We start from the raw sequence: 14,712 nt of genomic DNA on the forward strand, positions 1-14,712 counted from the left end.
ATAGCTCTTTGTCTATCTCTACGTACATATTTCTATATACGCTGACTATTTTATTCGCCTAACTCATGATTAAAATCACAAGTGTGCGGTTCACAATAATCAAACTAGACATGAATTATCAACCCTTTATAATAATCTCTCATTCCATATTTTTTCTACTAATTGTAACGTAACTTCTGGAGCATTACTACTATCAATTACCACATCTGCACGTTTTGCTTTTTCCTCTAAAGACATCTGTGCATCTATTCTATTTATTGCTTCTTCTTTAGTTAAACCATCACGATTTTGAATACGCTCTATTTGCAACTGTCTGCTGATTTTTACAACCCAAACTTCATCGGCAAATTTATCCCAATTAGCTTCATATAAAAGAGGTATATCTAAGATTACTACTTCTATACCATTTTGTCTACATTCATCTATTTGTTTTATTATTTCAGCTTTAATCAATGGGTGCATCGTTGTATTCATCCATGATTTTTCCTTTTCATCAGAAAATACAATCTGCCCAATAAGTCTGCGATTTAAGCTATTATCTGTATTTAATATCTTACTGCCAAAATGATTTACATACGCTTGCCAAATTGATTTTTTAGGTTCAGATAATTGTCTAGCTATAGCATCACCATCAATGATGAATGCTCCTTTTTGTTTTAAATAAGCACTAACTGTACTTTTTCCACAAGCTATACCACCAGTAAGACCTATGATTTTCATAAAAATCCTCCTTTCTAGCTTTTATTTTAGATTTATCTATCATCATTTAATTTTTGACAATTAGGGCAAAAATAAGTACCTCTGCCATTTAATACGATTTTAGTTATTAAATTATGGCAAAATCTACATTCTTTGCCTTTGCGATTATATACATATAATTTATCTTGATGACTTCCTTTTTCGCCTAAACCATTGCGATAATCGCGAAAACTTGTGCCGCCATCTCTTATACCTTCATTTATAACCAAATTAATTGCTTGATGAAGTCTTTCTATTTCTTCATCACTTAAAGAATTTGCTTTACATTCTGGATGAATTTTACTGATGGCTAATGCTTCATCTACATATATATTGCCCAAACCTGCCACATTTTTTTGATTTAATAAAAATGGCTTTATTTTTGTTTTACTTTTATCTAGACAATCTCTTAAATACTCTATAGTAAAATCTGAAGATAATGGTTCTGCACCTAAAGTATATAGCCCTTTTAAGCGAGAAATTTCATCTGTAGTTATTAAATCCAAAGTTCCTAATCTGCGAATATCTGCATATATCAATTTAGTTTTATCTTCTAAATGATATATTACACAACTATATTTATCTATATCCTCATTTTCCTGTTTATATAATAGCTTTCCTGTCATTCGCAAATGAATGATATTTAATCTGCCATCATCTAAGGACATAATGATATATTTCCCTCTGCGTTTTAAAGATTTGATAATTTTATCTTGCAAAAGCTTTTTGTATTCATCACTGCTAGGAGATTTTATTACATCACCTTTTATGATTTCTACATCTACGATTTTTTTATTTTCGATAAAATCTTTAATCCCTACGACAATATTTTCTACTTCTGGCATTTCAGGCACAAAACCACCACCTTTTTATAATTAATTTACTTTTTATTTTGCTTCTGCCCAGTTTTTACCATAATTAATATCAATGATAAGTGGCACTTTTAAACTAGCTGTATTTTGCATAGCTGTTATCAAAATTTCTGATACTTTTTCTATTTCTTCTTTTACAACTTCTAACACTAATTCATCGTGTACTTGCAATAAAATTCTACTTTTCAAATTAGCTTCTTTTATCGCTTCACTAGCTCTGTTCATCGCAATTTTTATGATATCAGCCGCTGTTCCTTGAATTGGTGTATTCATAGCCATGCGTTCTGCTAATGCACGCTGATTAAAATTACTGCTCTTAATCGCTGGCAAATAACGGCGACGACCAAATAAAGTCGTAACAAAGCCATCTTGATGTGCTTTTTCTACAATTTCATGCATAAAATTCTTTACGCCACTACATTCTTGTAAATAATTATCTATATATTCCCCAGCTTCTTTTGGTGAAATATGCAGATTTTTTGCCAAACCAAAAGCACTTATACCATAGATAATACCAAAATTTACAGCCTTTGCCTTACCTCTAAGTTCTGAAGTAACTTCATCTATAGGCACTTTAAATACTTGAGCTGCTGTCGCTGTATGAATATCTTGATTATGACAAAAAGCCTCTATAAAATGTTTATCTTCTGACATATGAGCCATTATTCTAAGTTCAATCTGAGAATAATCGGCAGATAAAATATAATCATAACCTTCGCCTGGCTCAAATAAACTGCGAATTTTTTTACCTTCCGCTGTGCGTACAGGAATATTTTGCAAATTCGGCTCAGAACTGCTGAGTCTTCCTGTTTCTGTTACAGTCTGATTGAAACTTGTATGAATTCTCTTCGTATGCGGATTGATTAACGCTTTCAAACCATCTAAATACGTAGTTTTTAATTTATTTAACATGCGATAATCTAAAATCTTAGCGATAATAGGATGAGCATATATTAAATTTTCTAGCACTTCCGCATTTGTAGAATATCCTGTCTTTGTCTTTTTCAAAGCCGGCAAGCCTAATTTATTAAATAAAATATCGCCTAATTGTTTTGGTGAATTAATATTAAATATTTCTCCAGCCAATTCATAAATATCTTGCTCTAAAGCTGTGATTTGTTTATACATCTGTTCATTCATATCATCGAGTTTTTGTTCATTGATATAAATACCTACAGTTTCCATATCACAAAGCATTTTAGCAAGTGGTAATTCTATCTGTTCATAAAGATTTACCATTTTTTCATCAGCTAATTTATCCGCCAAAACATTACTCAAATCAGCTAAATGTCTTGCACCGCAAATTAATTTTTCTTCTTCATTGAGATTTTCCCATGGAATTTCTTCTTCAATATCTGCCATTTGCCACAATACATTCATTTCATAGCTTCGTTTAGCAGGTTCTAAAAGATATGCCATAAGCAAAGTATCATAAATCTTACCTTTTAAATCTAAATTCAAATGATAAAGCATTTTTACATCATAAACAAATTTAGTGATTGTTTCATCTTGCAATACTTCACTGAGTTTATCTATATCTTCTTTTGCTCTTATGATACCCAAGCTATCTTTGCAACAAATAGCCATCATATTAATAGATATATCCGGCACTTTTCCTTCGAATAAAACCATAAAGGAAACAGATTTTTCAGCTTTTATCTTTGATATTAAAACATCAATTTTATCTTGCGTAAACTCCTCATAAACTGGCATAGTAGCTTCAAAATTCAAAGCTAATTCAGCACTATCATTTTGACTTACAACTTCTAATTTATCGGCTAAGACTTTTTTCATGCGAGTCAAAACTGTTTTCAACTCATATTTTTGACAAAAATCTTTTAATTTCTGTAAATTAGGTGTCAATTCAAACTCTTGTGGTTTAAAATCCACATCTACTTCACAGCATATAGTAGCCAATTTATAAGATAATCTCGCTAATTCTTGATTTTCCTGTAATTTTTCTTTTAATTTTTTACCTGAAACATTATCAATATTATTCAAGAGATTTTCTAAATCTTGATATTGTGATAACAATTTCAAAGCTGTTTTCTCGCCAATTCCTGGTACACCTGGAATATTATCCGAGCTATCACCCATTAACGCTTTTATATCAATTAACTTTATCGGTTCAAGACCTGCATATTTTTCTTTAAAAGCTTCTTCATCAAAAATCTGCATATCCATAATACCGCGTTTAGTGAGCATAACTTTTAAATTAGGGCGAATTAATTGCAAAGCATCTTTATCACCTGTTACAATCAATGCTTCATAATCTTGACTAGCCGCTTTTGTTGCCAAAGTACCGATGATATCATCTGCTTCATAATTATCTTTTTCAATAAAAGCAATACCCAAAGCTTCCAAAAATTCACGTAGTAATGGTATTTGTGATTTTAATTCATCTGGAGTTTTTTCTCTTTGTCCCTTATACTCTGCATACATTTGTGTGCGAAAAGTTTGACGGCTCTTATCAAAAGCCACAACAATATTATCTGGCTTATATTCCGTCAGGATTTTTCCTAACATATTAGCAAAACCCATGATAGCATTTGTATATATACCACTTGAAGACGTAAGTAGTGGTAAAGCAAAAAATGCTCTATACATTAAACTACTGCCATCTATGACAATAAATCTTTTTTGTTGATCTTTTTCTCGTTCCACAATGACCTCCATTACTATTATTTAGATTTCACATCACTATTACTGTTTTTTGTATCAACTTTTTCCTTTGTATTATCTTGTTTTACTGTATTTATATTTTGTTTAGTATCTTCAATTACAGTTCCATCTAAATTAATTTTTTCATCTGTCTGTTTTTTAGGTACAACGATTTCTTTAACTTGTGTGTTAGTATTTTCTGTTGTAATAGCACTAGATTCGTTTATTTTTTTCAAAGTCATTTCTGTTAAATTTTTATTTAAACTATAATCATAATCAAAAATATTAGCTATATCAGTCAAACGCATATAAGCCACATTACTATAAAGACTTATATCAGCTTCACCTTTTTGTGTTTTTACTAAATTATTATCCATAGTTATTGGAGTATTTAATGTAGTAGCTAAAGCTTTAACTGGAACATAAATTAAATTCTTATAATTAACTGCTTTATATGGAAGTTTATTTCCGTTAAATATAATATTTACAGGTCCAGCTACATAATTTGGTTGACCATTAGATAATTCTATAGATTTTTCCACAGCTTCATCAGTTATAAAATCAGCTATACCATAACCTTTTAAACCTTGTTTTACAAAATCTACAGTTAAATTTTGCATATTATATCCATCTGGATAAATATAATATGCTACTCTACCATCAAAAGTTTTATCAATAACAAGACGATTATAAATGATTTGAACTTCTGTACCTACATCAACTTTATCAAATACTTTTTCCACATCAGCCTCAACCATACGCACGCAACCATTGGATACATAATGACCTACAGAAGATGGTTTATTTGTTCCATGTATACCATAATTGCCACCAATACCAATCCAACGATAACCAAGTGGATTATCTTCACCAGAAGGTATGACAAGACTCACATCAGCAGGATCTGTCCATGTAGGATTTACAATTTTTTCCATAACTTTATAAAAACCAACTGGTGTCTTTGTTTCTATTTTACCTACACCTACAGGATACATTTCAATACACTTATCATTATCATATAAACGCAATGAATGTGCTGGTATATTAATTAAAACCCAACGTTTTATATTATTATTTACTTGTATATCGGTCGCTTTATCTGCACCACCGATACTATTTTCTGCTGTATTTTCAGCTTGAGCATATGCTATTGCATTGAAGATTAACATTGCTCCTAAAAGCAAAAATACAATAATTTTTTTCATTATAAATCACTATTCCTTTGCTCTAAAAATTTATATATTTTATCTACATAATATCACATTTTATTCATAGTATCTATTAGCTAACTAAAAATAATATTTTCCATAAATAAACCGCACTAGATTTCATATAGACAACAATTCTTTATCGTTTTATAATTGATAGTGCTAATAAGCAGAGTAGATATTTGTGCGTTAAGTGTCAAATAGACGGGGAGTTGCTATTTGGACGAAAAGTTTTGCTTGCGATACAAATATCGCATCCCGCTGCTACATGAAGGAATGATCCTCCGATGTGGCAACGCAATTTTAAGGAGGTAGTATAATTTCATGCACAATAATTCATCATTATCATCCATCGTTTACGGTGGAATTTTTATGGCTTTAACCATTTTATTTACATATGTTTTTGCCATTCAAACTACATTTATACGTGTAGATTTTGCTTTTATCCCTATTTGTTTATATGCTATACGTTTCGGCACCACAAAAACAGTTATTATGGCAGCTTTAGCTGATATTATTGGCAGTAATCTATTTATGCCTGGTTTATATTTCCCCGGATTTACACTAAGCACTATTACTGCTAGCTTTATTTATAGTAAGTTTCTTTATAAAAAAACTATTACATTAAAAAAATTATTGCTTATGAATTTAACGATTTTTATATTCGTCGATTGCGTTCTCAATAACTTATGGCTTACTATAATGTATAAAGATGCCGCTACTTCATTTTTCATCATGCGTGCTGTTAAATCCATCATACTTTTACCGATAAAAGCTGTTATTCTATTTAATATCTATAAACCATTGCGTTCTTTTATCCTCAAATATAATAATTAAATTTAATTAAAATTCATATTGGAGAATATTATTATGGGAGATTTATTTTTATTATTTCTGATCATCGTTGTTTTTCTTTATACTTTTTGGGACGATGTCTTTACCGATACAAATCAATTTTAAAAAGTGAAATACTCTAGAGCTTATATAAACTCTAGAGTATTTTTTTTATAGATAAAATTGATTATTTTTACGTTCGCTGCATAAAGGAGTCAAATGCACTCGCAATTTTTCTAATATTTTATTATCTACAAAACGACAATTTATAGGGCAAACTTTTACACAACGCAAACAAGAAATACATTTTTCACTATTACATTTATAAGTCTTATCATCAATAGCACCTGTAGGACATTCACTAGCACATCTACCACAAGCCACACAATTTTCCTTTACAAAATCTGGAGCCATTGGAACTGCTTTTACTTCTTTATAAGGTCTATTTCCTGGTATTTCATCTACTAATAAAACATCATCTTGAAGTTTATTTTTTATTTTTTGCACAAAAGTAATTAATTCTGATTTATCTTTTTTATCTGGTCTACCTTTGCCAAAATCATGAATTATAGAATGTTCTGTAACGATTGCTGAACCTGCCAAAATTCTAAACCCTTGAGCCTTTGCTAAATCAAAAAGCTCTATTAAAGTATCCTCTTGTGCTCTATTACCAAAAGTTACTACAATAACTGCTAAGGCATTATTGCCGTTGATTTTGCTAAAACGTTCTTTAAATGTAGTTGGTACTCTACCTGCATAAGAAGGAACTCCTAAAAATACTAAATCACTTTTGTTTAAAATAAAATCATCTGTTTTCATACTTCTTGAAGTTAAATTTATATTCGTATATTTAGGGCTTATCTGCTCACTTAAAAATTGCAATACGAACTTTGTTGAATCAGTTGGACTAAAAAATATATTATACACTTTATCAATATCCATAATAATCTCTCCATGTATAAATATTATATATAAATATAAAAAGAACCCATTAGATTAACTAATGGGCCCTTTTTTAATCTATCGATTAAAATTAACCGATAACAACCATAGCTTGACCAGGTTTTACGCTATCGCCAGCATTAACTGCGAAAGATTTAACTGTACCAGCAACTGGAGCTGTAATTTCGTTCTGCATTTTCATAGCTTCAAGAATTAAAAGAACATCGCCAGCATTAACTGCTTGACCTACAGAAGCTACTAATTTAACAATTTTACCAGGCATTGGAGCGGAAACAGTGTTGTCACCAGCAGCAGCAGGTGCAGCAGCAGCTGGAGCAGCTTTAGGTGCAGGTGCAGCAGCAGGTGCTGGAGCTGCTTTAGGTGCAGGAGCTGCAGCAGCTTTTACTTCTTCAATTTCAACTTCATAAGCGTTACCATTTACAGTGATATTAAATTTTTTCACGTCATATTCCTCCAAGAATTTTCTTTTTATATAATTGATGGTGTATTAAACAGCATCGCGTCTGCCAGCCATAACCCATGCATCGCTACGTTTAATACGAACAGCCATAACTTTATGACCAACCATCATTTCTACAGCAGCAGTAATAGCAGCTACTACTTCTTCGCTGATAGGAGCATTATTATTTGCCATCTTAAAATTCTCTCCTCCTATTATAATGGAACATTACCATGTTTTTTCGCAGGACGTACTTCACGTTTGCTAGCAAGCATGTTCAAAGCAGTGATAATACGAGGACGAGTTTCTTTTGGTTCAATTACCATATCAACATATCCACGTTCTGCTGCTTTATATGGTGTAGCAAATTCAGCGATATATTCATCTGTATGAGCTTTTTTAGTTTCTGGATCATCTTTACGGAAAATAATATTTGCCGCACCAGCAGGACCCATAACTGCGATTTCAGATGTAGGCCAAGCCATAACTTGGTCAGCACCGAGTTCACGAGAGCACATAGCGAGGTAAGAACCACCATATGCTTTACGAGTGATAACTGTAACTTTAGGTACAGTTGCTTCACAATAAGCATAAAGCATTTTTGCACCATGACGAATGATACCGCCGTATTCCTGGTCAGTACCTGGTAAGAAGCCAGGAACGTCAACAAGGTTAACGATTGGAATATTAAATGCGTCACAGAAACGAATGAAACGTGCAGATTTATCAGAAGCATTGATATCAAGACAACCTGCCATTACAGCTGGTTGGTTTGCAATGATACCAACAGAACGTCCATCGAAATGAGCAAAGCAAGTAATAATATTAGTTGCATAATGCTGATGAACTTCATAGAATTCACCATCATCAACGATAGAACGAATAACATCTTTCATGTCATATGGCATGTTAGAGTTATCTGGAATTACAGTGTTTAATTCTTCATCCATACGGGATGGATCATCATTTGTAGGTCTTTCTGGAGCATCATCCATATTGTTGCTTGGTAAGAAACTTAATAAGTAACGAATTTGTTCGATACAATCTTCTTCATTTTCAGCAGCAAAATGAGCAACACCAGAAGTAGTGTTATGAGTCATAGCACCACCGAGCTGTTCAGCTGTTACTTCTTCAGCAGTAACAGATTTGATAACAGCAGGACCAGTGATAAACATCTGGCTAGTATTTTTTACCATGTAGATAAAGTCAGTAAGAGCTGGAGAATATACAGCACCACCTGCACATGGTCCCATGATTACAGAAATCTGAGGAACTACACCGGAAGCATCAGTATTTCTCTGGAAAATTCCGCCGTAACCAGAAAGTGCATCAACTGCTTCTTGAATACGAGCCCCGCCGGAATCATTGATACCAACGCAAGGAGCACCCATTTTCAAGGACATTTCCTGTACTTTCCAGATTTTTTTAGCATGCATTTCACCAAGGGAACCACCTTCAACAGTGAAGTCCTGAGCGTAAGCATATACTAAACGTCCGTCAACTGTACCATAACCTGTGATTACACCTTCAGCAGGTAAATCTTTCTTTTCCTGACCGAAGTTAGTGCAACGATGTTTTACAAACTGATCTAATTCTACAAATGTACCTTCATCAAAAAGTTTTTCAATACGTTCACGAGCAGTCATTTTGCCTTTAGCATGTTGTTTTGCAACACGTTTAGGTCCGCCTGCTTGTAAAATATGTTCCTTTTTGGCATTCATGAGGTCAATTCGTTCTTGAACTGTAGCCAAAGTTATACCTCCTTAATAAAATCTATATCTATTTAAATTTAATATAGATTATTTTGTTTCATCTAAACGCTGAGCAAGTTCAACTAAGATACCGCTAGCTTTTGGATGAACGAACGCAATGCTAGAATTGCCAGCACCGTAACGAGGTGCTTCGTCAATCATACGAACGCCTTTTTCTTTCATTTCAGCGATAGCTTCTTCAATGTTATCAACGTTTAATGCAACATGCTGAATACCAGAACGGCCACCATTTTTTGCAAGATATTTTGCAATTGGGCCATCTTCAGTTGTAGATTCTAAAAGTTCAAGTTCAACTTCACCACATGGAACGAAGCTTACTTTTACTTTTTGATCTTCAATAACTTCATCTTCTTTAGTAATTTTAATACCTAAAACTTCTTCATAGAATTTTTTTGCTTCTTGAAGATTTGGTACAGCAATACCGATATGGTCAACTCTGTTGATTTTCATTGATAAAACCCTCCTGATATAAATATTATATCTAAATTATTTTTTTAACATATTGTCCATAATAGTATTAACTACTGTATATGGATCGTTTTGACGATTTTCGATAGCTTTTACATAAGTATCTAATTCGCCAGTTTTTACAATATGTTCAGTTATATAAGAACCAATAGATGCACTTAAGCGGTCTAATAACTCATTTTTAGCACGTTTGTGACGTCTAATAGCTAATGTTCCACTTTCCACTAAATATTTTTGATGTTCAGTAATTGTATCTATTAATTCATTAATACCTTCGCCTCTACTAGCCATAACCTTTTTAACTGGAGGACGCCAATCAGGTGTTTCTCCATCAAGGTCTAGCATCATATTAAGCTCTGTATATAATTTATCTGCACCATCAAGATCTGCTTTATTGATAGTGAAGATATCACCAATTTCCAATATTCCTGCTTTTATAGCTTGGATATCATCTCCAAGGCCTGGTACCATTACAACCATAGTGGTATCAGCCGCTTTAACGATATCAACCTCAGATTGTCCTACCCCTACAGTTTCAACAATAATCACATCTTTGCCAAAGGCATCCATAGCTTTTATTGCATCAGCTGTTTTATGAGATAAGCCGCCTAAGCTACCTCTTGTCCCCATACTACGGATAAAGACACCTTCATCGAGGGTTAAGCTGTTCATTCTTATACGGTCACCTAAAATAGCTCCGCCTGTGAATGGACTAGTTGGGTCAATAGCTATAATACCAACTGTTTTTCCCTGATTACGATAAGCTCTTGCGAGTCTATCGGTAAGAGTGGATTTACCTGCACCTGGTGGGCCAGTAATACCAAGGACAAAGGCATGCCCAGTATGTGGATACAGTTTTTTCATGATTTCTACTGCAGCATCTGTTTCATTTTCAATTGCTGTAATCGCACGAGTGAGAGCTAAACGATTTCCGTTTAACAATTCTTGAGCTATATCCATATAAGCACCACCTTTGATGTCAGCTCCTGTCCCTTACTAGCACAGAAGCCACACAATTATACTAAAAATCATCTTGTCTCCTTATAGAGACTAAGAAAGACAAGATGATTTTCTTCATATTATTTAATTTAACAAAATCAAATGTTTAAATTAATCTTTTTTTACGTTAGCTTTAATAAAGTCAATAACGTCTGTTGTTGGTGTACCAGGAGTAAATACTTCTGCAATACCTGCTTCTTTAAGAGCTGGGATATCGCCTTCTGGAATAACACCACCACCGATGATTAATACATCTTTCATTCCTTTTTCTCTAACGAGATTTACAACTTTAGGGAAAAGATGTGGATGAGCACCAGAAAGGATACTCATAGCAACAACATCAACGTCTTCCTGTAAAGCTGCTTCTGCAATCTGTTCAGGAGTCTGACGAAGACCTGTATAAATTACTTCAAAGCCTGCATCGCGAAGAGCACGTGCTACAACTTTTGCTCCGCGGTCATGACCATCTAAACCTGGTTTTGCTACTAATACTCTAATCATTATATTTACCTCCAAATATCTTCACTTATTAAAGATTTACATGTGCTTCATATTCGCCGAATACTTTACGCATTACGCCACAGATTTCTCCGAGAGTTGCATATGTTTTAACGGCAGCGAGGATATGAGGCATAAGATTTTCGTTTTCATCTTTACAAGCAGCTTCTAAGTCAGCAAGAGCAGCTTCTACAGCAGCGTTGTCACGTTTAGCTTTCATAGCTTCAACTTTAGCTTTTTGTTTTTCACCAACGGAAGCATCAACTTTAAGAAGACCTTCAACTGGTTTTTCTTCCATCTGGAATTTGTTTACGCCGACAATTGTTCTAGCACCGGATTCAACATCCATCTGCCATTTGTAAGCACTATCCTGAATTTCTTTCTGGATATAACCTTTTTCAATTGCAGATACAGCACCGCCAATTTCGTCGATTTTTTTGATGTAATCCCAAGCTTCTTTTTCGATTCTGTTAGTCATAGCTTCAACATAGTAAGAACCAGCAAGTGGATCAATAACATCAGCTAAACCACTTTCGTAAGCAACGATTTGTTGTGTACGAAGAGCAATTGTAACAGATTCCTGAGTTGGAAGAGCAAGAGCTTCATCACGGGAGTTAGTATGAAGGGACTGAGTACCACCCATAACAGCAGCTGCAGTCTGTAAAGCAACACGAATGATGTTGTTGTTAGGCTGTTGAGCTGTAAGCATAGAACCAGCAGTCTGAGTATGGAAACGAAGTTTCATGGATTTGTCTTTTTTAGCATGGAATCTTTCTTTCATAACTTTAGCCCAGATACGACGGGAAGCACGGAATTTAGCAACTTCTTCAAGTACGTTGTTATGAGCATTCCAGAAGAAGGAAAGACGACCAGCGAAAGCATCAACGTCAAGACCAGCTTTGATTGCTGCTTCAACATAAGCAATACCATCAGCAATAGTAAATGCGATTTCCTGAGCAGCAGTAGAACCAGCTTCACGAATATGGTAACCAGAAATGGAGATTGTATTCCATTTTGGTACATATTTAGAGCAATATTCAAAGATATTAGTGATAAGACGCATAGATGGACGTGGTGGGAAGATATATGTTCCACGAGCAGCATATTCTTTAAGAATATCGTTCTGGATTGTACCTTTTAATTGATCTGCAGGTACACCTTGTTTTTCAGCAACTGCAATGTACATAGCTAAAAGTACAGATGCTGGAGCGTTGATTGTCATAGAAGTGGAAACTTTACCAAGATCGATTTGATCGAAAAGAATTTCCATATCTGCTAAGGAGTCAATAGCAACACCAACTTTACCAACTTCACCTTCAGAGATGTCATCAGTGGAGTCATAACCGATCTGAGTTGGAAGGTCAAATGCACAAGAAAGTCCAGTAGCACCGGATTCGATTAAATAACGATAACGTTTGTTGGATTCTTCAGCAGTGGAGAAACCAGCATACATACGCATTGTCCAGAAACGACCACGATACATAGTAGGTTGAACACCACGAGTGTAAGGATATACACCTGGGAAGCTGATTTCATCAGCATAATCAGTTCCTTCAATATCAAGTGGAGTATATAAACGTTGTTCTGGAAGATGTGGACGTTCTGGGAATTTTGCTATTGCTTTTTCAACATCAGCATTATACTCAGCTAATTCAGCTTGGATTTTTTCATTTTCATTGCTCATAATTAAAAATTCCTCCTAAAAAGGTTATTATTTCATTGAACCTGTTTCCATGAATTTTTCATGCCAGGACAAAGCTTCTTTAATAATATGTGGAGTTTGTGCATGTTTTGTTGCAGCTTCTGCTCTTTCCAAATAATCCATTAACATAGGTTTATAATCTGGATGAGCACATTTGTTAATAACTTCACGAGCTCTTTCGCGTGGAGCAAGACCTCTTAAGTCAGCTAAGCCTTGTTCTGTAACGATGATATCTACATCATGTTCTGTATGGTCAACATGAGAGCACATAGGAACGATAGAAGAGATAAGACCGTTTTTAGCAGTAGATGCTGTAAAGAAGCAAGTAAGGTAAGCGTTTCTAGCGAAGTCACCAGAACCACCAATACCATTCATCATTTTTGTACCCATAATGTGAGTGGAGTTTACATTACCATAAATATCGCATTCAATAGCTGTATTCATAGCAATAACACCAATTCTTCTTACAACTTCTGGGCTATTGGAGATTTCCTGTGGACGAAGTAAAAGATGTTTTCTATATTCTTTGATATTTTCATAGAAACGTTTTAATCCGTCTGGGGATGGAGATAATGCTGTACCAGATGCGAAGTTTAATTTACCAGCATCGATTAAGTCAAACATACCATCTTGGATAACTTCTGTATATACAGACAAGTCTTTCAAATCAGAATCAACGAAACCGCTGATTACTGCATTTGCTACATTACCTACACCAGATTGTAAAGGTAAGAGATTTTTAGGCATATGACCTTTTTTAACTTCATTTTGAAGAAGTTCAATGATATATTCAGACATTTTGTGATCTGCTTCACTAATTTCGCCAAATGGACGAGTTTTATCTGTAATATCACAAGGAACAATGCATTTAATTTTATCTGGAGTGCAAGGTATGTAAGGTGTACCAATACGGTCGTTAGCCTTAACAATAGGAATTGGAAGACGATGTGGTGGATCAAGTGGTACATAAACGTCATGCATACCTTCAAGTTCTAATGGCTGACTAGTATTTACTTCAACTATAACCATATCTGCTTGTTGAACATAAGAAGCAGTATTACCCATAGATGTTGTTGGGATAATATTACCTTCTTCAGTAATAGCACAAGCTTCTACGATAGCAACATCTAATTTGCCATAGAAACCATAACGTAATAATTGAGCTGATTCACTAAGATGTAAATCACTATAAGAAACTTCACCAGAGTTTATTAAATTTCTTAATAATTTGTTAGTTTGGTATGGCATACGTTTGTCAATACCCTTAACTTCACAAAGTGCACCATCAAGTTCTGGTCCTACAGAAGCACCTGTATATAAATTAATTTTAAATGGGTGTTCTTTCATGCGTTCAGCAAGAGCCAAAGACACAGCTTTAGGATAACCAGATGGTGTAAATCCACTAGTTCCCACATTCATGCCTGGTTTAATTAACTCAGCAGCTTCCTGTGCACTGACAATTTTCGCATGCAAGGATTTATTACGCACACGATCTAAAATGTCAATCATTAAAAATTCTCCTCCTTACCAAATTATATTGTTGCATTATTATGTCGTT

The 14,712-nt window shown here is 34.1% G+C and carries 14 protein-coding genes and 1 riboswitch; of the genes, 1 reads left to right on the forward strand and 13 read right to left on the reverse strand.

The genetic code is table 11. The annotated features are described in order from the left end of the window. Positions 1-126 precede the first annotated feature (126 nt). Genes coaE through Q5I67_RS08815 form a run of 4 tightly spaced genes read right to left on the reverse strand, consistent with a single transcriptional unit; the run spans position 127 to position 5,476 of the window. Entirely contained in the window at positions 127-720 is a 594-nt protein-coding gene (gene coaE / locus Q5I67_RS08800; RefSeq protein ID WP_302487074.1) for a dephospho-CoA kinase, read from the reverse strand. Positions 721-752: 32 nt separating this feature from the next. Next, complete coding sequence (gene mutM / locus Q5I67_RS08805) at positions 753-1,583, reverse strand: DNA-formamidopyrimidine glycosylase (protein ID WP_302487112.1); 831 nt, start codon at positions 1,581-1,583, stop codon at positions 753-755. A gap of 42 nt (positions 1,584-1,625) precedes the next feature. After that, positions 1,626-4,274 carry a DNA polymerase I gene (gene polA, locus Q5I67_RS08810; protein ID WP_302487075.1) on the reverse strand — a complete coding sequence of 883 codons (2,649 nt, stop codon included), beginning with the start codon at positions 4,272-4,274 and terminating at the stop codon, positions 1,626-1,628. Positions 4,275-4,291: 17 nt separating this feature from the next. Then, positions 4,292-5,476: a L,D-transpeptidase gene (locus Q5I67_RS08815; protein ID WP_302487076.1), complete on the reverse strand. Its 1,185-nt coding sequence runs from the start codon at positions 5,474-5,476 to the stop codon at positions 4,292-4,294. Between the two features lie 171 nt (positions 5,477-5,647). Further along, a riboswitch (THF riboswitch) is annotated at positions 5,648-5,745 on the forward strand. A 58-nt stretch (positions 5,746-5,803) separates the two neighbouring features. Between Q5I67_RS08815 and Q5I67_RS08820 the strand changes: the two genes are divergently transcribed. Continuing rightward, the gene (locus Q5I67_RS08820; RefSeq protein WP_296898778.1) at positions 5,804-6,316 is read left to right on the forward strand and encodes a folate family ECF transporter S component; all 513 of its coding nucleotides are present in this window, start codon (positions 5,804-5,806) and stop codon (positions 6,314-6,316) included. A 168-nt stretch (positions 6,317-6,484) separates the two neighbouring features. Here Q5I67_RS08820 and Q5I67_RS08825 read toward each other — a convergent pair whose 3' ends face one another. The 9 genes from Q5I67_RS08825 to Q5I67_RS08865 all read right to left on the reverse strand — a co-directional run bounded on the left by Q5I67_RS08825 (position 6,485) and on the right by Q5I67_RS08865 (position 14,663). Then, a complete protein-coding gene (locus Q5I67_RS08825; RefSeq protein ID WP_302487077.1) occupies positions 6,485-7,255 on the reverse strand; it encodes a 4Fe-4S binding protein in 771 nt (256 codons plus the stop codon). 91 nt (positions 7,256-7,346) lie between these two features. Then, entirely contained in the window at positions 7,347-7,718 is a 372-nt protein-coding gene (locus Q5I67_RS08830; protein ID WP_296898782.1) for a biotin/lipoyl-containing protein, read from the reverse strand. 45 nt (positions 7,719-7,763) lie between these two features. Next, positions 7,764-7,910, reverse strand: a complete 147-nt coding sequence (locus tag Q5I67_RS08835; RefSeq protein WP_282927330.1) for a hypothetical protein — start codon at positions 7,908-7,910, stop codon at positions 7,764-7,766. A 20-nt stretch (positions 7,911-7,930) separates the two neighbouring features. Continuing rightward, complete coding sequence (locus tag Q5I67_RS08840) at positions 7,931-9,466, reverse strand: acyl-CoA carboxylase subunit beta (RefSeq protein WP_282927331.1); 1,536 nt, start codon at positions 9,464-9,466, stop codon at positions 7,931-7,933. Between the two features lie 48 nt (positions 9,467-9,514). After that, positions 9,515-9,937, reverse strand: a complete 423-nt coding sequence (gene mce / locus Q5I67_RS08845) for a methylmalonyl-CoA epimerase (protein WP_282927332.1) — start codon at positions 9,935-9,937, stop codon at positions 9,515-9,517. Between the two features lie 36 nt (positions 9,938-9,973). After that, positions 9,974-10,915, reverse strand: a complete 942-nt coding sequence (meaB, locus tag Q5I67_RS08850; protein WP_224169157.1) for a methylmalonyl Co-A mutase-associated GTPase MeaB — start codon at positions 10,913-10,915, stop codon at positions 9,974-9,976. A gap of 150 nt (positions 10,916-11,065) precedes the next feature. Further along, positions 11,066-11,455 carry a cobalamin B12-binding domain-containing protein gene (locus Q5I67_RS08855; RefSeq protein ID WP_018999830.1) on the reverse strand — a complete coding sequence of 130 codons (390 nt, stop codon included), beginning with the start codon at positions 11,453-11,455 and terminating at the stop codon, positions 11,066-11,068. 28 nt (positions 11,456-11,483) lie between these two features. Further along, positions 11,484-13,136 carry a methylmalonyl-CoA mutase gene (locus Q5I67_RS08860; protein ID WP_018999829.1) on the reverse strand — a complete coding sequence of 551 codons (1,653 nt, stop codon included), beginning with the start codon at positions 13,134-13,136 and terminating at the stop codon, positions 11,484-11,486. 27 nt (positions 13,137-13,163) lie between these two features. Further along, positions 13,164-14,663, reverse strand: a complete 1,500-nt coding sequence (locus Q5I67_RS08865) for an acetyl-CoA hydrolase/transferase family protein (RefSeq protein WP_018999828.1) — start codon at positions 14,661-14,663, stop codon at positions 13,164-13,166. Positions 14,664-14,712: the final 49 nt, after the last annotated feature.

The organism is uncultured Megamonas sp., assembly GCF_958438645.1.
GTDB lineage: Bacteria > Bacillota > Negativicutes > Selenomonadales > Selenomonadaceae > Megamonas.

Excerpts from the sequence above, each read along its gene's own strand:
- coaE (WP_302487074.1), bottom strand. The coding sequence starts at position 720 with ATGAAAATCATAGGTCTTACTGGTGGTATAGCTTGTGGAAAAAGTACA.
- mutM (WP_302487112.1), bottom strand. The coding sequence starts at position 1,583 with ATGCCAGAAGTAGAAAATATTGTCGTAGGGATTAAAGATTTTATCGAA.
- Q5I67_RS08815 (WP_302487076.1), bottom strand. The coding sequence starts at position 5,476 with ATGAAAAAAATTATTGTATTTTTGCTTTTAGGAGCAATGTTAATCTTC.
- Q5I67_RS08820 (WP_296898778.1), top strand. The coding sequence starts at position 5,804 with ATGCACAATAATTCATCATTATCATCCATCGTTTACGGTGGAATTTTT.
- Q5I67_RS08825 (WP_302487077.1), bottom strand. The coding sequence starts at position 7,255 with ATGGATATTGATAAAGTGTATAATATATTTTTTAGTCCAACTGATTCA.
- Q5I67_RS08835 (WP_282927330.1), bottom strand. The coding sequence starts at position 7,910 with ATGGCAAATAATAATGCTCCTATCAGCGAAGAAGTAGTAGCTGCTATT.
- mce (WP_282927332.1), bottom strand. The coding sequence starts at position 9,937 with ATGAAAATCAACAGAGTTGACCATATCGGTATTGCTGTACCAAATCTT.
- meaB (WP_224169157.1), bottom strand. The coding sequence starts at position 10,915 with ATGGATATAGCTCAAGAATTGTTAAACGGAAATCGTTTAGCTCTCACT.
- Q5I67_RS08855 (WP_018999830.1), bottom strand. The coding sequence starts at position 11,455 with ATGATTAGAGTATTAGTAGCAAAACCAGGTTTAGATGGTCATGACCGC.
- Q5I67_RS08860 (WP_018999829.1), bottom strand. The coding sequence starts at position 13,136 with ATGAGCAATGAAAATGAAAAAATCCAAGCTGAATTAGCTGAGTATAAT.
- Q5I67_RS08865 (WP_018999828.1), bottom strand. The coding sequence starts at position 14,663 with ATGATTGACATTTTAGATCGTGTGCGTAATAAATCCTTGCATGCGAAA.